The organism is Schaedlerella arabinosiphila (genome assembly GCF_003885045.1).
GTDB classification, from domain to species: domain Bacteria; phylum Bacillota; class Clostridia; order Lachnospirales; family Lachnospiraceae; genus Schaedlerella; species Schaedlerella arabinosiphila.
Window position 1 is genome coordinate 5972495 of sequence record NZ_RHJS01000002.1, and the last position, 21294, is coordinate 5993788.

20 protein-coding genes, 2 pseudogenes and 1 riboswitch are annotated in these 21294 nt (G+C 48.0%); of the genes and pseudogenes, 17 read left to right on the forward strand and 5 right to left on the reverse strand.

Annotation, left to right across the window (positions count from 1 at the left end; translation table 11 throughout):
* The first annotated feature begins 112 nt into the window (after nucleotides 1-112).
* Nucleotides 113-220, forward strand: a riboswitch (TPP riboswitch).
* Nucleotides 221-346: 126 nt separating this feature from the next.
* From thiM to EBB54_RS28070, 5 genes are all read left to right on the forward strand, one after another.
* Complete coding sequence (thiM, locus tag EBB54_RS28050; RefSeq protein WP_125130014.1) at nucleotides 347-1168, forward strand: hydroxyethylthiazole kinase; 822 nt, start codon at nucleotides 347-349, stop codon at nucleotides 1166-1168.
* 49 nt (nucleotides 1169-1217) lie between these two features.
* On the forward strand, nucleotides 1218-1871 hold the full coding sequence (gene thiE, locus EBB54_RS28055; protein WP_125130016.1) for a thiamine phosphate synthase: 654 nt from the start codon (nucleotides 1218-1220) through the stop codon (nucleotides 1869-1871).
* Between the two features lie 31 nt (nucleotides 1872-1902).
* Nucleotides 1903-2706 carry a bifunctional hydroxymethylpyrimidine kinase/phosphomethylpyrimidine kinase gene (gene thiD, locus EBB54_RS28060; RefSeq protein ID WP_125130018.1) on the forward strand — a complete coding sequence of 268 codons (804 nt, stop codon included), beginning with the start codon at nucleotides 1903-1905 and terminating at the stop codon, nucleotides 2704-2706.
* 135 nt (nucleotides 2707-2841) lie between these two features.
* Nucleotides 2842-3192: a CidA/LrgA family protein gene (locus EBB54_RS28065; RefSeq protein ID WP_125130020.1), complete on the forward strand. Its 351-nt coding sequence runs from the start codon at nucleotides 2842-2844 to the stop codon at nucleotides 3190-3192.
* Nucleotides 3193-3214: 22 nt separating this feature from the next.
* Nucleotides 3215-3907, forward strand: a complete 693-nt coding sequence (locus EBB54_RS28070) for an LrgB family protein (RefSeq protein WP_004080329.1) — start codon at nucleotides 3215-3217, stop codon at nucleotides 3905-3907.
* A gap of 71 nt (nucleotides 3908-3978) precedes the next feature.
* Here the strand turns inward: EBB54_RS28070 and EBB54_RS28075 are convergent, their stop codons facing one another.
* Complete coding sequence (locus EBB54_RS28075) at nucleotides 3979-4713, reverse strand: AraC family transcriptional regulator (protein ID WP_334295307.1); 735 nt, start codon at nucleotides 4711-4713, stop codon at nucleotides 3979-3981.
* Here EBB54_RS28075 and EBB54_RS32400 point away from each other — a divergent pair.
* Both EBB54_RS32400 and EBB54_RS30295 read left to right on the forward strand, forming a co-directional pair.
* A pseudogene (locus EBB54_RS32400) lies at nucleotides 4669-5033 on the forward strand (hypothetical protein); the annotation flags it as partial. The gene EBB54_RS28075 and the pseudogene EBB54_RS32400 sit on opposite strands and share 45 nt — an antisense overlap.
* 29 nt (nucleotides 5034-5062) lie before the next feature.
* Nucleotides 5063-5230: a hypothetical protein gene (locus EBB54_RS30295; RefSeq protein WP_154677816.1), complete on the forward strand. Its 168-nt coding sequence runs from the start codon at nucleotides 5063-5065 to the stop codon at nucleotides 5228-5230.
* A 124-nt stretch (nucleotides 5231-5354) separates the two neighbouring features.
* On the opposite strand, the gene EBB54_RS28085 is transcribed toward EBB54_RS30295, so the two are convergent.
* Nucleotides 5355-6218 (reverse strand): hypothetical protein, encoded by an 864-nt coding sequence (locus tag EBB54_RS28085; RefSeq protein ID WP_125130022.1) that lies wholly within the window; start codon nucleotides 6216-6218, stop codon nucleotides 5355-5357.
* Between the two features lie 529 nt (nucleotides 6219-6747).
* Here EBB54_RS28085 and EBB54_RS28090 point away from each other — a divergent pair.
* The 3 genes from EBB54_RS28090 to EBB54_RS28100 are packed head-to-tail and all read left to right on the forward strand — an operon-like array spanning nucleotide 6748 to nucleotide 10211.
* The gene (locus EBB54_RS28090) at nucleotides 6748-8007 is read left to right on the forward strand and encodes a DUF6070 family protein (RefSeq protein WP_125130024.1); all 1260 of its coding nucleotides are present in this window, start codon (nucleotides 6748-6750) and stop codon (nucleotides 8005-8007) included.
* Complete coding sequence (locus tag EBB54_RS28095; protein WP_125130026.1) at nucleotides 7994-9259, forward strand: DUF6070 family protein; 1266 nt, start codon at nucleotides 7994-7996, stop codon at nucleotides 9257-9259. The genes EBB54_RS28090 and EBB54_RS28095 overlap by 14 nt, the downstream gene beginning before the upstream one ends.
* Before the next feature lie 52 nt (nucleotides 9260-9311).
* The gene (locus tag EBB54_RS28100; RefSeq protein WP_125130028.1) at nucleotides 9312-10211 is read left to right on the forward strand and encodes a helix-turn-helix transcriptional regulator; all 900 of its coding nucleotides are present in this window, start codon (nucleotides 9312-9314) and stop codon (nucleotides 10209-10211) included.
* 2 nt (nucleotides 10212-10213) lie between these two features.
* Here the strand turns inward: EBB54_RS28100 and EBB54_RS28105 are convergent, their stop codons facing one another.
* Entirely contained in the window at nucleotides 10214-10654 is a 441-nt protein-coding gene (locus EBB54_RS28105) for a hypothetical protein (protein ID WP_125130030.1), read from the reverse strand.
* A 259-nt stretch (nucleotides 10655-10913) separates the two neighbouring features.
* Between EBB54_RS28105 and EBB54_RS28110 the strand changes: the two genes are divergently transcribed.
* Both EBB54_RS28110 and EBB54_RS28115 read left to right on the forward strand, forming a co-directional pair.
* On the forward strand, nucleotides 10914-12311 hold the full coding sequence (locus EBB54_RS28110) for an ATP-binding protein (protein WP_125130032.1): 1398 nt from the start codon (nucleotides 10914-10916) through the stop codon (nucleotides 12309-12311).
* Between the two features lie 241 nt (nucleotides 12312-12552).
* Nucleotides 12553-12831, forward strand: coding sequence for a DUF2325 domain-containing protein (locus EBB54_RS28115; protein ID WP_004080367.1), 279 nt, complete (start codon nucleotides 12553-12555; stop codon nucleotides 12829-12831).
* 196 nt (nucleotides 12832-13027) lie between these two features.
* Here the strand turns inward: EBB54_RS28115 and EBB54_RS28120 are convergent.
* Nucleotides 13028-13906 (reverse strand): annotated as a pseudogene (locus EBB54_RS28120) (ATP-binding protein); the annotation flags it as partial.
* A gap of 115 nt (nucleotides 13907-14021) precedes the next feature.
* Here EBB54_RS28120 and EBB54_RS28125 point away from each other — a divergent pair.
* From EBB54_RS28125 to EBB54_RS28145, 5 genes are all read left to right on the forward strand, one after another.
* A complete protein-coding gene (locus EBB54_RS28125) occupies nucleotides 14022-14780 on the forward strand; it encodes a response regulator transcription factor (protein WP_125130034.1) in 759 nt (252 codons plus the stop codon).
* A 1-nt stretch (nucleotide 14781) separates the two neighbouring features.
* Nucleotides 14782-16356: an AAA-like domain-containing protein gene (locus EBB54_RS28130; protein WP_125130036.1), complete on the forward strand. Its 1575-nt coding sequence runs from the start codon at nucleotides 14782-14784 to the stop codon at nucleotides 16354-16356.
* A 201-nt stretch (nucleotides 16357-16557) separates the two neighbouring features.
* The gene (locus tag EBB54_RS28135) at nucleotides 16558-17478 is read left to right on the forward strand and encodes an ABC transporter ATP-binding protein (RefSeq protein WP_125130038.1); all 921 of its coding nucleotides are present in this window, start codon (nucleotides 16558-16560) and stop codon (nucleotides 17476-17478) included.
* Nucleotides 17478-18278, forward strand: coding sequence for a hypothetical protein (locus tag EBB54_RS28140; protein ID WP_125130040.1), 801 nt, complete (start codon nucleotides 17478-17480; stop codon nucleotides 18276-18278). The genes EBB54_RS28135 and EBB54_RS28140 overlap by 1 nt, the downstream gene beginning before the upstream one ends.
* 154 nt (nucleotides 18279-18432) lie before the next feature.
* Nucleotides 18433-19368 carry a sensor histidine kinase gene (locus EBB54_RS28145; protein ID WP_125130043.1) on the forward strand — a complete coding sequence of 312 codons (936 nt, stop codon included), beginning with the start codon at nucleotides 18433-18435 and terminating at the stop codon, nucleotides 19366-19368.
* A gap of 152 nt (nucleotides 19369-19520) precedes the next feature.
* Here the strand turns inward: EBB54_RS28145 and EBB54_RS28150 are convergent, their stop codons facing one another.
* Nucleotides 19521-21224 carry an AAA family ATPase gene (locus EBB54_RS28150; RefSeq protein ID WP_125130045.1) on the reverse strand — a complete coding sequence of 568 codons (1704 nt, stop codon included), beginning with the start codon at nucleotides 21222-21224 and terminating at the stop codon, nucleotides 19521-19523.
* Between the last annotated feature and the right edge of the window lie 70 nt (nucleotides 21225-21294).

Below are 21294 nucleotides of genomic sequence, written 5' to 3' on the forward strand. Positions count from 1 at the left end.
TTGCTGCAAGGCATCCGGCCAGTAAAATAGCGGTTGCGTGCATCCAGCCCTCGCGCGGTTCTAAACTGGTGATTGACATTCCACCATACCAATGTTACACTAAAAAAGCAAATAAAATATTCAGGGGAGCTTGTATCGGCAGGCTGAGAGGAAGTAATCAACTTCGACCCTTATACCTGATGCGGATAATGCCGCCGTAGGAAGTCACAGTTGATTTTTTTCGGAGATACCGTACCAGGTATCTCCTGTTTTTTTGCAGAAATATGTCACAAATGTGCTGCGATTTGCAGCAACACCAAAGTCAAAGGTATTGTTAGAATACTTACCAGCAACGGGAGGTAAAAAGATGCGGAAAGAACTGCTTGAAAATGTCAGAAACTCACACCCACTGATCCACAATATCACCAATTATGTGACTGTCAACGACTGCGCCAATATCCTGCTGGCCTGCGGGGGTTCGCCGATCATGGCGGACGACGTGGAGGAGGCGGAGGAGATCACATCCATCTGCGGAGGACTGAATATCAACATCGGCACCCTGAACCAGCGGACCATTCCTGCCATGCGAAAGGCCGGGATTCGGGCAAATGCATTGGGCCATCCGGTGGTTCTCGACCCGGTGGGAGCGGGCGCGTCGCGGCTTCGGACTGACACGGCCATGGATCTGCTGGAACATGTAAGGTTCTCGGTCATCCGCGGAAATATTTCCGAGATCAGGACACTGGCATCCGGCACGGGCAGCACCAGAGGGGTGGACGCGGACATTGCGGATGCGGTTATGGAGGAAACTCTGTCCGAGGCGGCAGCATTTGCGAAAGAATTTTCCAGAAAAACAGGCGCGGTACTTGCAGTCACAGGGGCCATCGATATTGTGGCGGATGAAAAGACGGCCTTCTGTATCTTCAACGGACACCCCATGATGAGCGGCATCACAGGCACCGGATGTCAGCTCTCCGCCATGACCGCGGCCTATGTCACCGCCAACAGAGAGTGCACGCTGGAAGCCGCAGCCGCAGCGGTCTGCGCAATGGGAATCTGCGGGGAAAAGGCATGGCAGCGTATGACAGAGGAGGACGGAAACGCCTCTTACCGGAATTATATCATTGATGCGGTCTGCCGTCTGACAGGCAGGGAACTGGAGCAGAAGGCCCGGTATAAAATCTTATGATGCGGTGTGAACAGCAACGTGCTGATTACAATTACAGGAGGCGAACATCATGAAATGCAGCAAGGAAACCATGCTGCTCTATGCAGTTACGGATCGTGCATGGACAGGAAAACAGTCCCTGGAAGAGCAGGCAGAAGCCGCGCTGAAAGGCGGCGTGACCTGCCTGCAGCTTCGGGAAAAAGAACTGGATGAGGAAGAATTTCTGAAAGAAGCCATAGAATTAAAGCGGCTCTGCGCAGCCTATCATGTCCCCTTTATTGTCAATGACAACGTGGAGATTGCCGTAAAATGCAAAGCGGACGGCATTCACGTAGGCCAGGAAGATATGGAAACGGGAAAAGTCCGTGCCCTGGCGGGGCCTGAGATGATGATCGGCGTCTCCGTCCAGACCCCGGAACAGGCCGCGGCGGCCCAGGAGGCGGGGGCAGACTATCTCGGGGTAGGGGCGGTATTCGGTACTGCTACAAAGCCGGATGCCATCGACGTATCCCTTGAAACTTTGAAAAAGATCTGCGAAACCGTATCCATCCCGGTTGTGGCCATCGGCGGCATCTCGAAGGCAAATATGCACCGGCTTTCCGGTTTGGGAGCGGACGGGGCGGCTCTGGTATCGGCTATATTTTCCGCAGGGGATATCGAACAGGAATGCAGGGAACTGCGGAGGCTGTCGGAACAGACCTTTTTGACTTCCCGGCAGTTCTGAAACGAAATAAAGCACAGACAGGAGAAAACGGATGAATACAGCATTATCAATCGCCGGAACCGACCCAACCGGAGGCGCCGGTATCCAGGCGGATTTGAAAACAATGACCTTAAACGGTGTATTTGCCATGAGTGTGGTCACTGCGCTGGTGGCGCAGAATACCACAGGCGTAACAGGAATCATGGAGGTGTCTCCGGAATTTCTGAAAAAACAGATCGACGCGGTATTTGAGGATATCCGCCCGGATGCGGTCAAGATCGGCATGGTATCCTCCTTCGGCCTGGTGGAAATCATTGCGGATCGGCTGAAAGCATATGAAGCAGAGCATATCGTACTGGACCCGGTCATGGTGTCCACCAGCGGTTCCAGGCTGATCAAGGAGGATGCGGTGGAGGCGCTGGAAAAATGGCTGATGCCTCTTGCGGAGGTGGTGACGCCCAATATCCCGGAGGCAGAGATTTTGTCCGGTATGACCATCCGCAATGAAAAGGAAATGGAAGAAGCCGCGAAAAAGATCAGCGGCACATACGGGTGCGCGGTGCTGTGCAAAGGCGGACACAATATCAATGATGCAAACGACCTGCTGTACGCGGACGGAAGCGGTACATGGATTTTGGGAGAACGCATCATAAACCCCAATACCCACGGAACAGGGTGCACCCTGTCCAGCGCCATTGCCTCGAATCTTGCAAAGGGGCAGGGCATGGAAGAATCGGTAAGGAACGCCAAACGTTACATTTCCGGGGCGCTTGCGGCCATGCTGGATCTGGGAGCAGGGAGAGGCCCCATGGACCATGCATATTACATTCACGGCCTAACCGGCCGTGAACTGTAACTCATGCATTCGACCTGCACAGCGAATTTGCGGCGAAACATTGAAAAAAGGCATATCTTGTGGTATGATGGCGGCATGTTTGGAATCGGATTCCAACTGTGCCGTCATTGCTTTTACAAAAAGAAAGGAATTTATATGAAATATATCAGACAATTTGGAATCATCCTGTCGGTGACCTGCGCAGGCGAGCTTTTGAAGTATCTCATTCCGCTTCCGATCCCGGCCAGTATATACGGACTTGTACTGTTGTTCGGCTTACTGTTTTTCAAGGTGATCAGGCTGGATCAGGTGAAGGATGCTGGCGAATTTTTGATCGAGATTATGCCGCTGATGTTCATTCCGCCGGCAGCAGGGCTTCTGGTTTCCTGGGAGCAGATGCGCGGGATGCTGGCTCCGCTGTGCGTGATCATTCCCGTTACCACATGCCTTGTCATGTTTGCAACCGGTAAAGTCACAGATTTTATGCTGAAACATAAGGAACCGTAGATACAAGGAAGGGAAATAAAAAATGAATGGATTTTTTCTGGAATCGGCAACACTGGGAGTCGTCATCAGCCTGGCAGGCTATTCGGTTGGAACGGCGGTAAAAAAGAAATGGAAGCTGCCCATCCTGAATCCCCTGCTGATCGCCATCGTGCTGGTGGTCGCATTTCTTGCCCTGTTCAAAATTGATTATGAAGCCTATAACAGCAGCGCAAAGTATCTCAGCTACCTGCTCACCCCAGCCACCGTCAGCCTTGCAATTCCGCTGTACCAGCAGATCGAGCTTCTGAAAAAACACGGAGCGGCTATATGCATCGGCATACTATCCGGCGTACTGACAAGCCTGGTATCGGTCCTGGCACTGGCATTTATTTTCCGGCTGACCCACGAAGAATATGTGACGCTGCTGCCTAAGTCCATCACCACAGCCATTGGGATGGGCGTATCGGAGGAACTGGGCGGATATGTGGTAATCACTACCGCCGTGATCATCATTACAGGCGTATTCGGAAATATGGCCGCGGAGACATTGTGCAGGGTTTTCGGAATCAAACATGCCATCTCCAAAGGTCTCGCCATCGGAACCGCATCCCACGCGGTAGGCACGGCGAAGGCCATGGAAATGGGAAAGATCGAAGGAGCCATGAGCAGCCTGGCGATCGTGGTCAGCGGGCTCTGCACCGTCGCAGGGGCGGCTGTGTTTGCCTCCTTTCTTTGATGGGCAGAATTTCATAAATGATCGGGAATGAATCAGCTTGACGGCAGGCCGTCAGAGTAACCTATTCCCGGTCAGCTTTCAGGAAGCTGCTCCGCCTTGTTCATCCGGTAAGTGATCAAAAAATCCTGGGGACTGACACCCACATGCTCCCGGAAAATCTTGCAGAGGTAGTTCTGGTGGATTTTACGGGATTCCGCAATTCCCGCAATGGTAATATTATTTTGAAAATTCTGGGCAATATAGCTGAATGCCCATTCCAGATAATAGGTACTCATGCCGCTGCTGGAGGGTGTGGTTTTGGATGCGGATGAACGCATCAGGCAGTCTATGAACATGTACAGGTGCGACAGCAGGTTAAAAGGCATTTCCGTAGGATGGTGCGCGATATAAAGCATGGATTCCTTCAGCTTGGCGGAATAAATCTTTTCCGAGGAGCGGTACACCGGATTATTGATCGAAAGCCCGGAAAGCATGAGCGCTTCCTTCGCGTGCATTCCGTCAAATTCAATCCAGGTATATTCCCAGGGATGCTCTTTATCGGCGGTATAGGTGGTAATCTGCCCGGGCACAATGAGGAATCCCTGGTTGCTGCGGATATGATACGTATGGTCCGCGCCGTTCTCGTCCGTAGCCTGCAGAGTGCCGCAGCCTGAGATTACATAATGGAACAGATAATGGGAACGGATATGCGGCCCATAGGAAGACAGCGGGTCATTTTGCGCATATCCGAACTGGTAGATACACAGGTCGATAAAAGTCTGATTCTGATTCCGCCGACGATTCTGCCGTCGAACTGGAATATGGATTCATTTGCAAAAGTTACAGACCTTCTGCCCTTTGGAAAGCTGTATATCAATACGATCCTGATGATCGTTGTCCGTGTAGTCTGCGCGGTGGCTTTCTGCTCCATGGCAGGATACGCATTTGCAAGTGGCCGCTGATCGTAAATACAGATATCAATGCCACCACATTGTCTGCCGGGCTTTCCAGCCTGAACGGACAGTTCAGCACCAACTATCCGGTGCTGATGGCAGGCTCCCTTCTGGCAATGCTGCCGATGGTCGTGCTGTACCTGATCTTCCAGAGACAGTTCATCGAAGGCGTGGCAATGACCGGAGGAAAATAAACGTTTCGCGGGCAAGGAGGAACGGGCTCATGAAAATAATTACAATACAGACAAAGCATACGACCTATCAAATCGGCATCCATCCGCTTGGCTTTTTGCTGCATTTGTATTACGGCGCAAAAACAGAACAGAATATGAGTTATCTGCTTCAATACTATGGAATTGGGCGAGTATGGGGCGATGCAGCTTTACTTTAAGGCGGATGAAAATTCAGATTACTTAGGAACACACTCTATCTGATACATTCAGGCGGCGCCGGGAAATAGATGAATCTGACGATCAGTCTATTTCCCGGCAGATCTGCGGTTTTGGAAGATGTGGTTACAGATGAAATTCTTTGTACAGCTTTTCACGATATTTTTTATCGCTTGTTGCTTTGCGTATATCATCCATTCGATTTGCCTGTATCAATTGCTGAATTAACTGGCTGACCCGATTTTCACCTTCTTCTAACATCATTTTCCCTATTCTTGTCATACGTACCTCCTTTCTCAGCTGATTCAGATCAAACTCGTCTAAAAATTTTTCCGCCATTGCATATACCACCGCTTCCATTTTCTGCGTTTCTTTTGATGTTAATGATTTACACTGTTTGATTGTACAAAACGCAGCCCGGAAACGTTCCATCAGGCTGGATTGCCCATCCATCAAGGGTGTTAAAATCAAAGGGATAAGATCCGATTTCGTGACGTGACGGCCGCTTTTGATCTTTTTCTCAAGCTTTTCCAACACTTTATCCGCATTTTTGGACTTCATCGTAATGGGGCGTACTCTGTAGGTGTTGAGCCCCTCCCTGAATTTTGTCATCGGATGCCGGATGTTGCCTGAATATAACACATAGGTTGTTACGCTGACATCGTGGAGATAACTGGTCAGGGCTTCATATGTGCGGAAACGTTTCAAAGACTTTAGCCCTTCATTCGAACTTTGAAATTCAAAATGCAGCCATGAGCCGTCCTTCATTTCCAGGTTAAAATCCTCAAACAGCTTCTTTACTTCAAGATAAACCAATTCCGTAGGGGCAATCCGGATAACCTCCCCCTTGATCCCCAGATAAGGGAGCAGCTCGTCTGCAAAAAACTGCATGACAGTTTTCATTGCCGCATCCTCCGGCTGATGAGCCACATCTGCTGCCTGCTCCGAAGCGGCAGGCATTTCCATGTACTTGTTTTTATTTTTCTCCATGCACGTCCTTTCCGTAAACATAGAGGAGAAGCCTTGCGGAAAATCTGCTGCCAGTAGATTTTCCACGCCCTATGGAATCAATTTTCAGCATATTGTTGTCTTAACTATAGCAAAAAATGAACCGACAGACAATGATGTTTACCAATTTTTTTGAGTAATAATATTGCTGGCTAATGTTTGTACTTTGGCTGACTTTTCCATTGAAATACTCCCGAACTCTGGGAAGATCTACTTAGGAAATGGATCTTAAGATTATCTCGGGCAAGAAAACCCGATCAAGAATTGTGAAAGCTTCTCCCTGTGACCATGTCCCGTCTGTCATATTGAACATAGGCAATTCAATAAAATCAGTGTATATGCCGGAGCAGGAAATGTCAAGGAAAAAATTCTGCTGAATAGGAACATTTTTTTTTAATGGTATAGCCGGTTCATATCAGGTAAGGACGCGAAACAATCTTGACTTTTCACCTGCGCAGGTGTAGTATTACCTTATATCTTACAAATGTAGTACATAAAGGAAGAAGACAAGATGTATCATAAAAAGCGATACCAGCTCCCACTTGCGATGATGCTCACATTCCTCATAATAACCGGATGCAGCGCCTATTCCCGCAGCGCTCCGCAGGAATCTTCTCCTGCCCGGGAAATCCGTGCTGCGGAAAATAAACAAAATCGACAAAACCAGCACCCCCAAAATAACCTTTCCCCCATTCCGTCCATCCTTTCCGAATCCTACCGCGGCATTTTTGAGGAGGCGGTCAGGACGGATACCACAGACACCCTGGAAACGGCGGCCCGTCTGGTGGAACGGATCGGAGAGAGCGGTTATCCGGCGGTGGACTGCCAGAACCAGGTCAATATGGTCAATGGGGATCGGGCCGTGGATTTCTGCAGGCAGGCGAAGGCGGGAAAACAGGCGGAACTGACGATTTTTTCGGTTGAATACAGCGGAGGGCTGACCCAATACGATCTCCAGGCGGACGCAGGAGAGCTTTCGGTTACCCGGAGCTATTATCACTTCGAGGACGGAGAGCTGAAGCAGAAAAACACCTGCACCTATCCGGCAGATTTCTGGGAATACACGGAGGAAGGTTATCTTCTGTTTTGCGGCAGCTATTTCTCACAGGAGTATTATATCTATGCGGTAAATGACGTGACGGCATGCACCGCGCTGCGCGTGGAGCCGCTGGACGAAGAATACAGACAGATGAACCGGAAGTATATCCTGCCTGTAGGCTACGGCCTGAACAACCTGTTCCTTACGGATTGGAATGAACAGGACATAGGCCAACTGGATGTGTATGATTTGTTTGACAAACTTTATCTCCTGGTCTGGGGGGAGGCGGTTCCCTACAGGATGGACGAAAACCTGGGCGTGGGCGCGGTGTATCGGATTCCCGGGGAGGAATTTGAACAGGTGATACGGACGTATCTGCACATCGACCGGGAGACGCTTCGCTCGAAGGCTGTTTATTTTCCGGAGGAAGGCGTCTATGAATATAAGCCCAGGGGGCTTCACGAGGCAGAGTCCGCAGACGTGCCGTATCCGGAGGTGACAGGCTGCAGAAAAAATTCAGACGGAACGTTCACCCTGACTGTCAATGCGGTCTATATGAGAAACAACACTTCCAAAGCATTTTCCCATGAGGTGGTCATCCGCCCGTTGGAAGGGGAAAGGTTTCAATATGTATCCAACCGGGTGATCCCGTCCCAGGATAACTTTGACCCTGTATGGCGCAGGGAACGGCTGACGAAAGAGCAGTGGGAGGAATTTTATGGAGAGAATTAAAAAACGACTTTCCGCAGGTTTTATGATCTTGATGTTGACTGTGTCAGGCTGCAGCGCATCCACACAGGAAGAACCGAAAAACAGCGGCGGTTCCGGGAAATCTTCTGCGATGGAATCCGAAGCGGACGCAGACGCTGGCAGCCGGCAGGACGCGGACAAGGGGTACGACCTACCGATCTCCCAATCTGCAAAGGAGGAGGCGGAAGCGGACTGCAGAAAGGCCATGGAAACGATCCGCGCCATTTATGCAGAAGCAGACAAGGGCGATGCGCTCAACCCCATGCCGGATCGGGAAGTGATTTTTGAAATGTACGAAGCGCTGCAGGAGACAGGCTGGCCGGTGACTGCTTCGGGTTTTCATTATATTATGGGAAATGATGAGAAAATGGAAGCATTTTTGGAAAACTGCCTGGACGGAACAGAAGGTGAACTGACCCTCTACAGGATCAACGCCGGCGGAGGGCTCAACAGGAGTCATTTCCTGTTTGACGGCACGGACATGTATGTGACCGACACTGCAGCGGCATGGAACGCGGAGAACAGTCCCGTTATCTCAAACCACTCGCTCCACAGGATTAAAGAGTGGAAATATACGGAAAAAGGATGGTTTTCCTACGAATACTGTTTGCCGGAATTTCCGGAGGTGACTGAGATCGCCAACGGCAACAACCTGCTCCGGGTCAGACCCATGCCAGAAGAATATATAAAAATGGCTGAGACATACCTGCTCCCCATCGGCTATATGGGCAACAACCTGCTTCGGTCGGACTGGGACGGCGATCACCTGGAAGAGCTGGACTACAACGGACTCTACGAGTATTTATATGTTTTGAAAAATCAGGAAGCAATGGCAGAGGAAGCATATGCCGGCGGGATTCCCAAAGAAGAATTTGAAAATCTGATCACGGAATATCTGCCTGTAAGTGCAAAAGATCTGGCCGGGTATGCGGTATTTGATGCAGAGAAACAGACTTACGGGTGGGAACACTTAGGGCCGGTGACTTATGCGGCCAACCGGTTCAGCAGTTCGATCCCGGAGGTGCGGGAGATCAAAGAAAACCCGGACGGTACGCTGGAAGTCTCGATTGACGCAGTCTGCCAGGCCATGGGGGAAGACTGTGTGATCAGCCATATTCTGACCATGCGGATTCTGGAGGACGGAGGCGTCCGGTATCTGGGAAACCGGGTTCTCGGGGACGGACTGAAACAGATCACCGAATACCAGTACAGGCTGCCGAAGGACCAGAGGTAAGGAAACGCTGTGCTATGAGGAGGAGACGCTGTGCTATGAGGAGGAAACGCGGATGCAGGAAAGCAGGTTATTCAAGATTGTGTATCATCTGCTTGACAGGGGACAGGCGACGGCCCCGGAACTGGCAGAAAAGTTTGAGGTATCGGTCAGAACCATTTACAGAGACATTGATGCCTTGAGCGGGGCAGGCATCCCTATTTATACGGAAACAGGCAGAAACGGCGGGATTCATTTGCTGAATGAGTTTGTTCTGGATAAAGCCATGCTGTCGGAAGAGGAAAAGCAGGAAATCCTGACAGCCCTGCAAAGCATGAATACCGCCCAGGATATGGGCGGCAGCCAGACATTGCAGAAGCTTTCCGCGGTGTTTCATCTTGATTCAGAGAACTGGCTGGAAGTGGATTTTTCCAGATGGGGAAATAAGGGATTTGATAATAAAAAATTTGAACTGCTGAAATCGGCGGTCATCCATCGAAAATCCGTTAAAATACATTACGCGGGCTCCAGCGGGGCGGCCGGAGAAAGGATCGTGCAGCCGTGTAAGCTTGCCTATAAATCAAAAGCATGGTATTTGAAAGCATTTTGCACAGAAAAACAGGATTGGCGGGTATTCAAATTAAGCCGAATTTTTGATTTGGAAATTTTAGACGAATGCTTCGAACATCGGGAGTACCCAAAATCGATCGACAGCGCCGAGGGAGAATACAACCAGATTACGCTGCGGTTCCCGAAAGAAATGGCATACCGCGTCTATGATGAGTTTGATGAAAATGATATACAGCGGAAGGAGAGCGGTGATCTGATCGTGTCCGCCAAAATGCCGGAGGATGCTTGGCTGACCGGCTTTCTGCTGTCGTTTGGAACGCAGGTAGAGATCCTTTCGCCTGTCTCCCTGAGACATGCTTTGGCAGAGCAGGCGAGATTGATCTATGAAAAATATAAGGAAGCATGAAGTTAATTTTCTGTGCCTTTGTCAGTGACAGTAATGCTAACGCTGGGAATCCCGCTGACACTTTTTGACACGAGTCTTTCAATTCCTTCCAACTGTTCTTCGGAAATGGGGCTCTTCGGATCGGCGCATAAGGTTACGGAAACAGCCGATTCCTCAGAATCAGCAGCATCAAAATGGTCAATCGTGACCAGCGGATCACTGCCTTCTGCGATCATTCCGATTGTCTCCTGCAGCCTCGTTTCCAACTCGATTTTGCGATATTCATCTTTGTCTTTTTCCGTCATATCTGTCTGGTCTGCGTCAACAAACGTATCGTATGTGATATTACTGTTTGAAGCCTGCTGATGCTTTGCAGCCGAAAGACGGCTTACAGTGAACAGAGAACCGGCGCACATGAAACCGGCCAGAATGACAATGATACCAATATACCTTTTTTTACTCATTTCTTCCTCCTTTTTAAGGGCCTGCTGCGAATTTCAAAAAGCCGGAATCTCTGACACGCAGCTCTGTTGGATTCCATACCTGTTAAAAAACAAGAATACACTAAGTCGAGTTTACTTTCAGATATAAAAAATGTCAATAAAAATTTCATATTTTCTTGACTTTTGTCATATCATATATCATAATAAACTTAATTATATTTTACTTATTTACGATTAAGTAAATTGTAATTAAGTATTATGCGAAATGTGAGGTGACGGGATGTTTATCGGAAGAGAACGGGAAACGAAAACGCTGGAGAAGCTATATCGAAGCGATGTATTTGAATTTGTTGTAATATACGGAAGAAGGCGGGTCGGCAAGACGACCCTGATCAGTGAGTTTATCAAGGACAAGAAGGCGGTTTTTTATCCAGGGATCGATTCCAATGAGAAGCAGAATCTGGAGATCCTGAGCGCCAGCATCCTGTCTGTATTCACGGGGACGGAGGTGGGGTCGGTATTCCGGGATTTTCATGAAGCGTTGGAGCTGATCTACCGGATGTCAAAGGAAGAGCGTTTGATACTTGTGATTGACGAATACCCATATCTGGCCAATTGCTATGGGGGAATTTCTTCCTTGCTGGCATCGTTTATCGACCACAAGTTTCTGGAATCCAAATTGATGCTGATTCTCTGCGGCTCATCGCTTTCCTTTATGGAAAATCAAGTGCTGGGATATCAGAGTCCGCTCTATGGGAGAAGGACCGCGCAGATGAAGATCCGGCCCTTCACATTTGCCGAATGCAGCAGGTATTACCGGCATTTTGACAGACAGGAGCTTGCGCTGGCTTACGGGGTCACAGGGGGGATTCCGCTGTATATGTCCAAGCTCGATGACAGAAAGTCCATGGAAGACAATATCAGGGACAATTTTTTCGACACGTCGGCCTATCTGTTTGAGGAGCCGGGAAACCTGATCAAGCAGGAGTGCCGGGAGCCGATGCAGTACAATGCGGTCATCAAAGCCATTGCCACGGGTTCCAGCAAGATCAGCGAGATATCCGGGGCATCCGGGCTGAACGACACGGGGGCGACCAGCAATTACATTTCCAAATTGATGTCGCTGGGCATCATTGAGAAGGAATTTCCATATAAGATGGAGCACTCCAGGAAGACAATCTATAAGCTGTCGGACAGTATGTTCCAGTTTTGGTATCGCTTTGTGCCCGCGAATCTGTCTCTCATCGGGCAGGGGGCGGGAGACCGGGTTTACCAGCGGGTGGAGAAGCAGATTCCTGCCTATATGGGATTCGTGTTCGAAGAGATCTGCAAGCAGTATCTCTGGCAGGAGAATTTAAAAGGAAAACTGCCCGTTGAGTTTACGGATATGGGCCGCTGGTGGGGCAATGACCCTGTAGAAAAGCGGCAGACAGAGATCGACATTCTTGCGGATAATGAGGAAGGAGAAGCGATCTTTGGGGAGTGCAAGTGGAGAAATGAGCTGACCTCTGAGGCGGAGCTCAAAGAACTGCAGCACCAGAGTACGCTGTTTCACTATAAAAAAAATGTACTGATCCTGTTTTCGAAAAGCGGGTTTACGGACGGATGCCGGGAGCTGGCGGACAAGCGGGGGGATGTGCTGCTGATCAGATTTGAGGATATGGAGTGGGAGAAGTAGCGGGGATTTTTTACGGAAGTGATTGACAGAAGTGTAAACAAGTGGTATTGTAAAAAGGGAGTTAGGAATAACTAACATAGGTGCGTTTGAGGTAACGCACAGTTATAGGATTCATTATGCAAGTCAGAAGGATGTCAGAAAATGACTGTTTTCTATCAAATATTTTGGATAGATATTTTTCGGGCATCCTTTTTCGGAAAGATGAAGTTAGTTTTGGCTAACAAAAAGAAAGGAGTAAAAAATGAGTGTTGTAATCATAGGCGGGCATGAACGTATGGAGTCAAAATATAAAGAAATCTGCAGAAGATACCACTGTAAAGTAAAGGTTTTTACAAAGATGAAAACAGATCTGAACCATAAGATCGGCAATCCGGATCTGATGATTCTGTTTACTGCTACGGCATCTCATAAGATGGTGCGCTGTGCGCTCGCGGAATCGGAGCATAGCAACGCGGTTCTGGAGCGTTCCCACAGCAGCAGTGCAAGCGCACTGATCAATATACTGGAAGCATATGCATGAGCATTTTGCCGATATTATGTTCGGGGCAGCAGGCGGATATATCCATTTGCGGAAGAAATACATCCATGAATAAAGTACCTGGCGGCAGGATGATGCACTGCGTGGCAGGACGACAGTATAAAACAGGAGGGAATCTGCAGGATGGGCAGGAGGAGTGCGGCGTTTTTTACTGGGATCCGGAGGTGACGGCAAAGATCCTGCCTGCCGTATTCCTCTCGGATTTTACTTCCACAGGGAAGATGTCATTTTCACGTTGGATCAGAAAATCGACTTCATACGGAGGATTGCTTTGGCTCCAGTATCTGGGAACGACTTCAAACTGGGTGATCAGCGTCTGGAGCACATAGTTTTCGGTCAACGCACCTTTAAATTCCGTGAACAAACGGTTTCCTTCGCCAAAAGCAGTCGGGGCCAGCATTGACAGACGGCGGAGAAGCCCCACGTCTACAAGATAGATTTTAAAAGCCGCCAGGTCGTCATAAGCGGAGACCGGAAGTCCCGGTGCGCTGCTGCGGTATATTTTATGCACCAGCCTGGCATCTGCCAGCCATTGCAGTGCGTCCTCATATTCCCTTGCCCGCGCCCCTTCTTTTACTGCCTTATAGATGAATTTCTTGTTTTCTCTGGCAAGCTGGGAGGGAATTGACTTCCAGATCATGGAAATTTTGGGGAATTCTCTGACATCAGGGTGTTTTGCAAAATCCCGTTCATAGGCACCAAGGATATCAGACAATGCATCCTGCATCGCATTCACATCGCGCGCTTCTGTCCACATCAGTACGGATTCCGGCATACATCCGGTAACATAATACATCTTTAATTTTTCACACAGGGGGTTAAAAAATGCATCCGGCAATGGCTCCATAGTATCCACTGTACCCAGAAAAGCAGCAAGATTTTCATCCCCGTTTGCTATCAGAAATTCGGTGAAAGTCATGGGGTCGATCTGCATGAAATTTACCTTGCCTACCGGAAAAGAGGAAGGCTTGGACAATGCGATTCCCAGCAGGGAGCCCGCACAGGCAACATGATACTCCGGAGCATTCTCGCAGAAGTATTTATGTGGCTTCATCACATGATTATGTAAAACAAGCGGCGTACCTTGTAAAATCCTCTGAATTGCGGTATATTAACAGAAATACAGGATCACAGCCAAGGATTCGATTTTGCGAGACCAGGAGGAGACGACAATGCAGGATACCAACGAAATTCCCCGCATTTTAATAGTAGAAGACGACGCGGACATCAACCGTCTGCTCTGCCGGATTTTAAAGAAAAGCGGATATTGCCCGGAGCAGGCATTTTCGGGGACGGAGGCCAGGCTGCTGCTTGGGACGGGCAGCTATGACTTGATTATTCTGGATCTGATGCTGCCGGGGATGACCGGGGAGGAGCTTTTGGACAATATCCGTAAGGAACAGAACCTTTCCATGCCTGTGCTCATCCTCTCCGCAAAAGGAAGCCTTGAGGACCGGGTGGGGCTGCTCCTGGAGGGGGCCGATGATTACCTCACCAAGCCATTTGAACCGGAGGAGGTCGCGGCGAGGGTCTGCGCCCTGCTCCGCCGGTGCGGGAGAACACGGCAGGATGGGGCGGCCGGAAAGGAAACGCAGGCGTATACCGTCAGGAACTTGACCGTTTACCCGGAGGCACGCCAGGTTATGGTAAAGGGGAGGGAGATCCCCCTGACCGGCCATGAATTTGATATTCTGCTTCTGCTCATCCGGAATCCGGACAAAGTATATTCCCGGGAAAATCTGTACGAGCAGGTCTGGAAGGGCGGCTATTACGGCGAGGACAATACCGTCAATGTCCATGTCAGCAACATCCGTAAAAAGCTGGCCAAGGCAGATCCGGATGAGGAATACATACAGACCGTATGGGGGATTGGGTTTAAGCTGAAGCATAGCAGACCACAGACTTGTTTGCTGCATAAGGAGGCAATGTGATATGAAAAGATTTCACGTAACAGGAAATTGTGTCAGAGACAGGCATTATATGGTAGATACTACGGAGAAAATAAACACGATCATTGAAGAATATATTCAGCAGGGAAGCTATTTTACGATTAACCAGGCAAGACAGTATGGCAAGACTACGACACTCTATCTTCTGGAAGAAAAATTACGAGAAACATATATTGTCCTGAATCTAAGCTTTGAATCTGCTGATGAGTATTTCAAGTCTTCTTTGAATCTTGCAGAAGGGCTCGTGATGGACATCGGAGATTCTTTGATGCGTCAGAATATCCCGATGGAGATACTGAATGAATGGAACAGCCCCGTTTCAGAAAGATTTCCCATGAGGACACTTGGAAATAAAATCAGCCGTTTATGCAGCGAATGTTCCAAAGAAATTATCTTGATGATTGATGAAGTAGATAAGAGCTCTGATAACCAGATTTTTTTATCATTTTTGGGTATTTTGCGGGAAAAATATCAGAAACAGCTTGCAGGGAAAGACCATACATTTAAATCAGTGATTTTGGCCGGAGTTTATGATATCAAGAATTTAAAAATAAAACTACACCCTGGGGAGGAAATAAAAAACAACAGTCCTTGGAATATTGCGGCAGACTTTTTAGTGGATATGAGTTTTACAGCAAAAGAGATTGCGTCCATGCTGGAGATGTATGAGGAAGATTATCACACGGGAATGGATATCATCGAAATGAGCAGTCTGATTTATGAATATACTTCTGGTTACCCATATCTGGTATCCAGGATATGTCAGCTGTTAGACGAAAGAATTGCCGGAAGCCAGTTCTGTCGAGATAAGAAAGACATATGGACGAAAGAGGGCATACTTGAAGCAATCCGTATCCTTTTGAGAGAACCAAATACATTATTTGACGATATGATTAAGCATCTGCAGGAGTATCCGAAACTGAGTCAAATGCTGAAAAATATCCTGTTTCAGGGCAGGCGTTATACCTATGAGGCGAATGCACAGGTGACGCAATTAGGAATTATGTTCGGTTTTTTGAAAGAACAGAATCAGGCTGTTTGTGTATCAAATCGGATCTTTGAAACAAAGCTGTACAATTTTTTCCTTTCAGAGGAAGAGAATGTTTATGAAAATCAGCCCGATATTGTGAAAAACCAATTTATTGTTCAGGGAATGCTGCGGATGGATCTGGTCATGAAAAAATTTTACGAATATTTTGAAACTGTTTTTTCAGATGCGGATGAAAAATTTGTAGAAGCGGAAGGCAGAAGGATTTTTCTGATGTATCTTCGTCCGATCATCAACGGGGCAGGTAATTATTATATTGAGACACAGACACGCGACAAATCAAGGACAGATGTGATTGTGGATTACAGAGGAAAGCAGTTTATAATTGAATTGAAATTATGGAGAGGAAAAAAATATCATCATGACGGACAAACGCAGCTTGCAGGATATCTGGAACAATATCATCAGGATAAAGGGTATCTTTTGACATTTAATTTTAATAAGTATAAGCAAACTGGAGTGACGGAAAGTATGTACAAAGGAAAAAAGATTTTAGAGGTTGTCGTTTAGTAGGATTGAATGAAGCTATGAAAAATAAATATTCAGGAGATTCTTTATGATTTCTTTAAACTTTCTTGAGGACAAATTAACACCTGCGCTGTTATGATTCCATATGAAGACGGAAGACCCTCGAAAAGAACAGCAGAAAAACAGCGTTGAGAGGGAGACATCCGTCTGAAAAAAGAACAGTTCAGAAAGGAATCGACAGCCATGAATGAAGCAGTCATTGAAGCCAGGGACATTACCAAGCAGTACAAAGACCTGACAGCCCTGGACCATGTGGATATTACGGTCCGGCGGGGCGAGATCTACGGGTTGATCGGGGATAACGGAGCCGGGAAATCCACATTTCTCAAAATCGCAGCAGGACAGATTTTTCCCACCGGGGGCTATCTCCGCCTGTTTGGGAATGAAGATGAAAAAGCAGTGCAGAAGAGCCGCTCCCGTATGGGCGCCATTGTGGAAAACGCCGGATTTTTTCCCAAAATGAGTGTGGAAAAGAATCTGGAATACTACCGGATTCAGCGCGGTATCCCGGGAAAGGAAACGGTAGAATCCGTGCTGCGTACGGTCAATCTGCTGGAAAAAAGAAGGGTAAAATGTGAAAAACTGTCCATGGGGATGAAGCAGCGTTTCGGACTGGCCCTTGCCCTCTTAGGAGAGCCGGAGCTTCTTCTGCTTGACGAGCCCATCAACGGCCTGGACCCAAGCGGTATCATCGAGATGCGGGAGCTTTTGCTTAAGCTGAATCAGGAAAAGCGGATCACCATCCTTCTATCCAGCCACATTTTGTCGGAGCTGGAGCAGATCGCGACTATGTACGGTTTCCTGAGCCGGGGGGGTGTGCTGGAAGAGATTTCCGCCCAGGCCCTGCGTGAAAAATGCGCCGGCTGCATCGACCTTCGTCTGACAGAACCGGAAAAATACGCTGCAGTTCTGGAAAAAGAGCTTCCGGGCACTGCATATCAGGTTCTGCAGGATCAGACCATACGAATCACGAATCCGGGGCAGGAATCCGCCCGGTATGGCCGTCTGGCATACGAGCACGGAATCGGCGTACAGGGGCTGGACGAACGTCACATGTCCCTGGAGGATTATTACGTCAATATTAAGAACAGGGGGAAACTGTAATGGCAAATTATATGAAAAGTGAATGTTACCGAATCCTGCATGAAAAAACAATTTATCTGCTGACGTTGACGATGGCGTCCCTTCTAGTTCTTATGAATGTGGTGCTGTATCTGTTTTCAGCCTATGCGCCCGGGTTTTATTATGGAACCCTTAGGTTTTCTTTCATTATGCTGATTTCAGATATGGAGGTATTCTACATCGGCGCGTTTCTGGTGGTCATGCTTTTGTCTTCCGATGAATATAAAAACGGAGTTTTGAAAAATGCGGTTGCAGGAGGGATAAACCGGGTTCACATGTTCATCGGAAAATGCATTGTATACGGGATTACCGCGATGGTCAGCGCGGCCCTGATTCTGGCGGCATTTATCTCCACGGCCTATCTTCTTTTGGAGACGGACTTCTCCATACCTCTGGAATCCACGCTGCCGCTCAAAGTACTGCTTCTGGGTGCGGCGGCAAATGTGCCGTTTTCCCTGGCGACTGTCGTTCTGACTATGGCGCTCTACAATATCTTTCAGAAGGATGCTCAGGTGGGAATCGGATGTGCAGTCATCATGTATCTGATTCCGACGGCGTTTCGCCTGCTGGGATTCCAGATTCCGATCTGCGCCCGAATTGCCGCCTGGATGCCCTGGAATTTTGTGAAAACAGAGGTCAGCGCGGCATTCAGCATCATACAGATGGACGCCTTGTGGATGCACCCGGAAGGATTTTTGAAAGAAATGATTGCAGGCGCGGTGGGGATCGTGCTGTTCGGCGCGCTGGGAATCTGGGGCTTCCGAAAGAAGGACATTGCCTGACAGAAGGCGGCCTGCTGCGGGGACTTGATCGGATCTACGCAGAAAGCCGCAGGCGGCAGAAATTCTGTGTTAGAGCACTCGCGGAAACTCCCTTGTATCTATCTTTGCGGCTGATTTTCCGAGAGTACTCTGTTCAGGATGGAGGTGAAACCTGTTGGAGATTTTTCTGGCATTTGCGGTATGTCTTGCGCTCTACTTCGGTATGCGGTATGCCTTATTGAAACGGAGTATACGGGAAATCAATAAAGAGCTTGGGGAGATTACGCAGCGGATCGAAGAAAACCGGATTCTAAAATTATACGCTCCCCAGCGTGAGCTGGAAGATCTGCTGGTTTCCCTGAATCATCTGCTGGAGCAGGTCAGGGCGGAACGCATTTCCTATGAAAAACGCGAGCTGGAATTTCAGAGGCAGCTGGGAGATATCAGCCATGACCTGCGGACTCCGCTGACCGCCATTCAGGGATATCTAAGGCTCATCGACCAGGAACGCCTGGGCAGTGAAGAGCGGGAATATCTGGAGGTGGCCCTGCGCAGATCCGCGCATCTTAAGCATTTGATCAGCCAGTTTTATGAATTTTCCACATTGCTCTCCGGAAACTACAGCATGGAGCTGCGCCAGGTGGATCTGGGCCGCATGTGCAGGGAACAGATCCTGGGGTATTACGGGCAGTTGGAGGCTGCGGGCATCAAAGTCCAGGTTCAGATCCCGCAAACCCCCGTATGCATCCGGGCAGACGAAAACGCGCTGTCCAGGATCATCGACAACCTGCTGCAGAACGCCCTACGTTATGCAGGACGCCGGCTGGTAATCCAGGTCAGGGAGGGAGAAACGGCTGCGCTCATCTGTGCCAATGACGCAAAAAACCTGACCGGGGAGGATGTACGGCAGATGTTCCGCCGGTTCTACACCGGAGACCGGGCCAGAAGCCAGGGCGGAACCGGGCTGGGACTGGCAATCTCCAGGCAGTTGGCAGAACAGATGGGCGGCTCTATGACGGCGGAGTGTAGGAAGCCGGAGGGCGTCCAGGAAGAAGAAAGCAATGATGTTTGGCTGGTTTTAAAAACCGTATTTCCATGTGAAACGCTTTAAAACCATAAAAAGTGGCTGTCGGGAAATGGAAAAATTTACACAATATATACTGCGAACCATTCAGGATACAGCAATATACTGCGTATGATTCCTATTTTCTGACAGCCCATTTTCCGCTGTGCAGAAGAGGAGCGGGGAGAATGCCCTCCCGGCTATGTGGCGGACAATCCGAATCGAACCTCACAATCCTTCCGAAAGAACGATATCCCATAACAATCTATCTTTCGATAGCCTTCTTCACGCAATTCCTCCATATACTTTTTATCATAAATCTGCTGTACTGCTTTTTCTGCATCCACTTCCAGATCATCAATCGAATCGGATACCTTTAATTCCAGAATAAATGACCGACCCCGCAGGGAAGGGCTCTTCACCATGATATCAGAACGTCCATTCCCCGATTCACGGTTAGATTTTACCAGATAGTTTTCACTCTGACTTAAAATACCGGTTAAAAAACCATGATAATAATTTTCCGCACTGTCATAAAAACTGACGGATCGAAAAAGCTGCCCGTTCAGGATATCCGTCATCCGCTGTGCGTTTCCCTCTTCCATTGCCTGGTACAGATCATGAAAATCTTCCTTTTTTATAATCTCTTTCATCCAGTTCCTGATGGTATTCTCATAAATCGTCATGACCTCGATATTGGGAATACGCACCTTTAAAAAAATATATTTTTCTTTGAAATATTCATTTACTTTTGTCAGATATCCTGTAAAATAAAGAAAATTCCACAGGTTTTCACCATCACTGTGCATATCTCCATAAGTTACTTCTTCATGCACCTGAATATCTAATGTCTCACCGCTTAAAAGCCTTTCAATCTGCCCTTTGGTCTCCCGGTCAGCCCTGACAATCAAATCCCTGATGATATCATTGGAACTGGTATTGATCCAATAGGGACGTGGAAATGCATTCACATCTGAATATAAATCATACAAAAATTTTATGACGCTCCAAGGATTATAAACCTCTGTATTTCCGAACAGATATCCGTCATACCATTCTTTCATGATGGGGAAGCGATTTTCCACACCATAATACGACATCATCTGAATGACCTCCGATTCAATAAATCCAAAATGTTCACTGTATTTTTTATCAAGTACAGAGATAATATTCAAATGGTTTAATCCTGTAAAAATACTCTCTTTTGAAATCCTCAGACATCCGGTGATAACGGCAAACTGCAGATAATCATTTGTTTTCAATGCCGACTCAAACAGCGTCCGGATGAAGTCCGTCATTTTTTCATAAAATCCTCTGAAATACGCATTCTCCAGCGGTACATCATATTCATCGATCAGGATAACCGTATTCCTGCCTGTAATCTTATACATGCATTTGCTGAATAATTTTAACGCGCTCCGGATCTGCTTTTCATCTGCATTTTCATCCGCAATCTGGAGGTACTGCTCATATTCCGTTGGTGTAATCCGTTCTTTTCCCTGCTCAATGAAATTTCTATGCCTGTCGAACTCGGACGCAATCTCCGCCTGCAGTGCATAGCAGGCTGTCTCAAAATTTTCCTGCTTTGCAGATTTCAGCGTCAGGTTCATCACAGGATACTTTCCCATCTGACCGGTATATCTCTCCCCGGCATCCAGAATCCTCATCCCCTGGAAGAGCTCTTTATTGCGGTGATTCTGTTCCATATCCCCGCTGTCTTCAAAAAAATAGCGGAGCATACTCAGGTTTAAAGTTTTTCCGAATCTTCTTGGACGGGTAAATAAATTTACTTTCCCTTTCAGATCCAATAATTCTTTTATCAATAGGGTTTTATCCACGTAATAATAACCAGACTTTACCATATCTTTAAAATTTTCCACACCGACCGGTAATGCTTTCTTCATTGAATCACCTCCATGTCCCCCCAATTATACCAAAGACCTGCTGAACAGGCAAATGTAATTCAATCAATAT

Coding starts and splice junctions, on each gene's coding strand:
- thiM (WP_125130014.1), top strand. CDS start 347: ATGCGGAAAGAACTGCTTGAAAATGTCAGAAACTCACACCCACTGATC.
- thiE (WP_125130016.1), top strand. CDS start 1,218: ATGAAATGCAGCAAGGAAACCATGCTGCTCTATGCAGTTACGGATCGT.
- thiD (WP_125130018.1), top strand. CDS start 1,903: ATGAATACAGCATTATCAATCGCCGGAACCGACCCAACCGGAGGCGCC.
- EBB54_RS28065 (WP_125130020.1), top strand. CDS start 2,842: ATGAAATATATCAGACAATTTGGAATCATCCTGTCGGTGACCTGCGCA.
- EBB54_RS28070 (WP_004080329.1), top strand. CDS start 3,215: ATGAATGGATTTTTTCTGGAATCGGCAACACTGGGAGTCGTCATCAGC.
- EBB54_RS30295 (WP_154677816.1), top strand. CDS start 5,063: ATGAAAATAATTACAATACAGACAAAGCATACGACCTATCAAATCGGC.
- EBB54_RS28085 (WP_125130022.1), bottom strand. CDS start 6,218: ATGGAGAAAAATAAAAACAAGTACATGGAAATGCCTGCCGCTTCGGAG.
- EBB54_RS28090 (WP_125130024.1), top strand. CDS start 6,748: ATGTATCATAAAAAGCGATACCAGCTCCCACTTGCGATGATGCTCACA.
- EBB54_RS28095 (WP_125130026.1), top strand. CDS start 7,994: ATGGAGAGAATTAAAAAACGACTTTCCGCAGGTTTTATGATCTTGATG.
- EBB54_RS28100 (WP_125130028.1), top strand. CDS start 9,312: ATGCAGGAAAGCAGGTTATTCAAGATTGTGTATCATCTGCTTGACAGG.
- EBB54_RS28105 (WP_125130030.1), bottom strand. CDS start 10,654: ATGAGTAAAAAAAGGTATATTGGTATCATTGTCATTCTGGCCGGTTTC.
- EBB54_RS28110 (WP_125130032.1), top strand. CDS start 10,914: ATGTTTATCGGAAGAGAACGGGAAACGAAAACGCTGGAGAAGCTATAT.
- EBB54_RS28115 (WP_004080367.1), top strand. CDS start 12,553: ATGAGTGTTGTAATCATAGGCGGGCATGAACGTATGGAGTCAAAATAT.
- EBB54_RS28125 (WP_125130034.1), top strand. CDS start 14,022: ATGCAGGATACCAACGAAATTCCCCGCATTTTAATAGTAGAAGACGAC.
- EBB54_RS28130 (WP_125130036.1), top strand. CDS start 14,782: ATGAAAAGATTTCACGTAACAGGAAATTGTGTCAGAGACAGGCATTAT.
- EBB54_RS28135 (WP_125130038.1), top strand. CDS start 16,558: ATGAATGAAGCAGTCATTGAAGCCAGGGACATTACCAAGCAGTACAAA.
- EBB54_RS28140 (WP_125130040.1), top strand. CDS start 17,478: ATGGCAAATTATATGAAAAGTGAATGTTACCGAATCCTGCATGAAAAA.
- EBB54_RS28150 (WP_125130045.1), bottom strand. CDS start 21,224: ATGAAGAAAGCATTACCGGTCGGTGTGGAAAATTTTAAAGATATGGTA.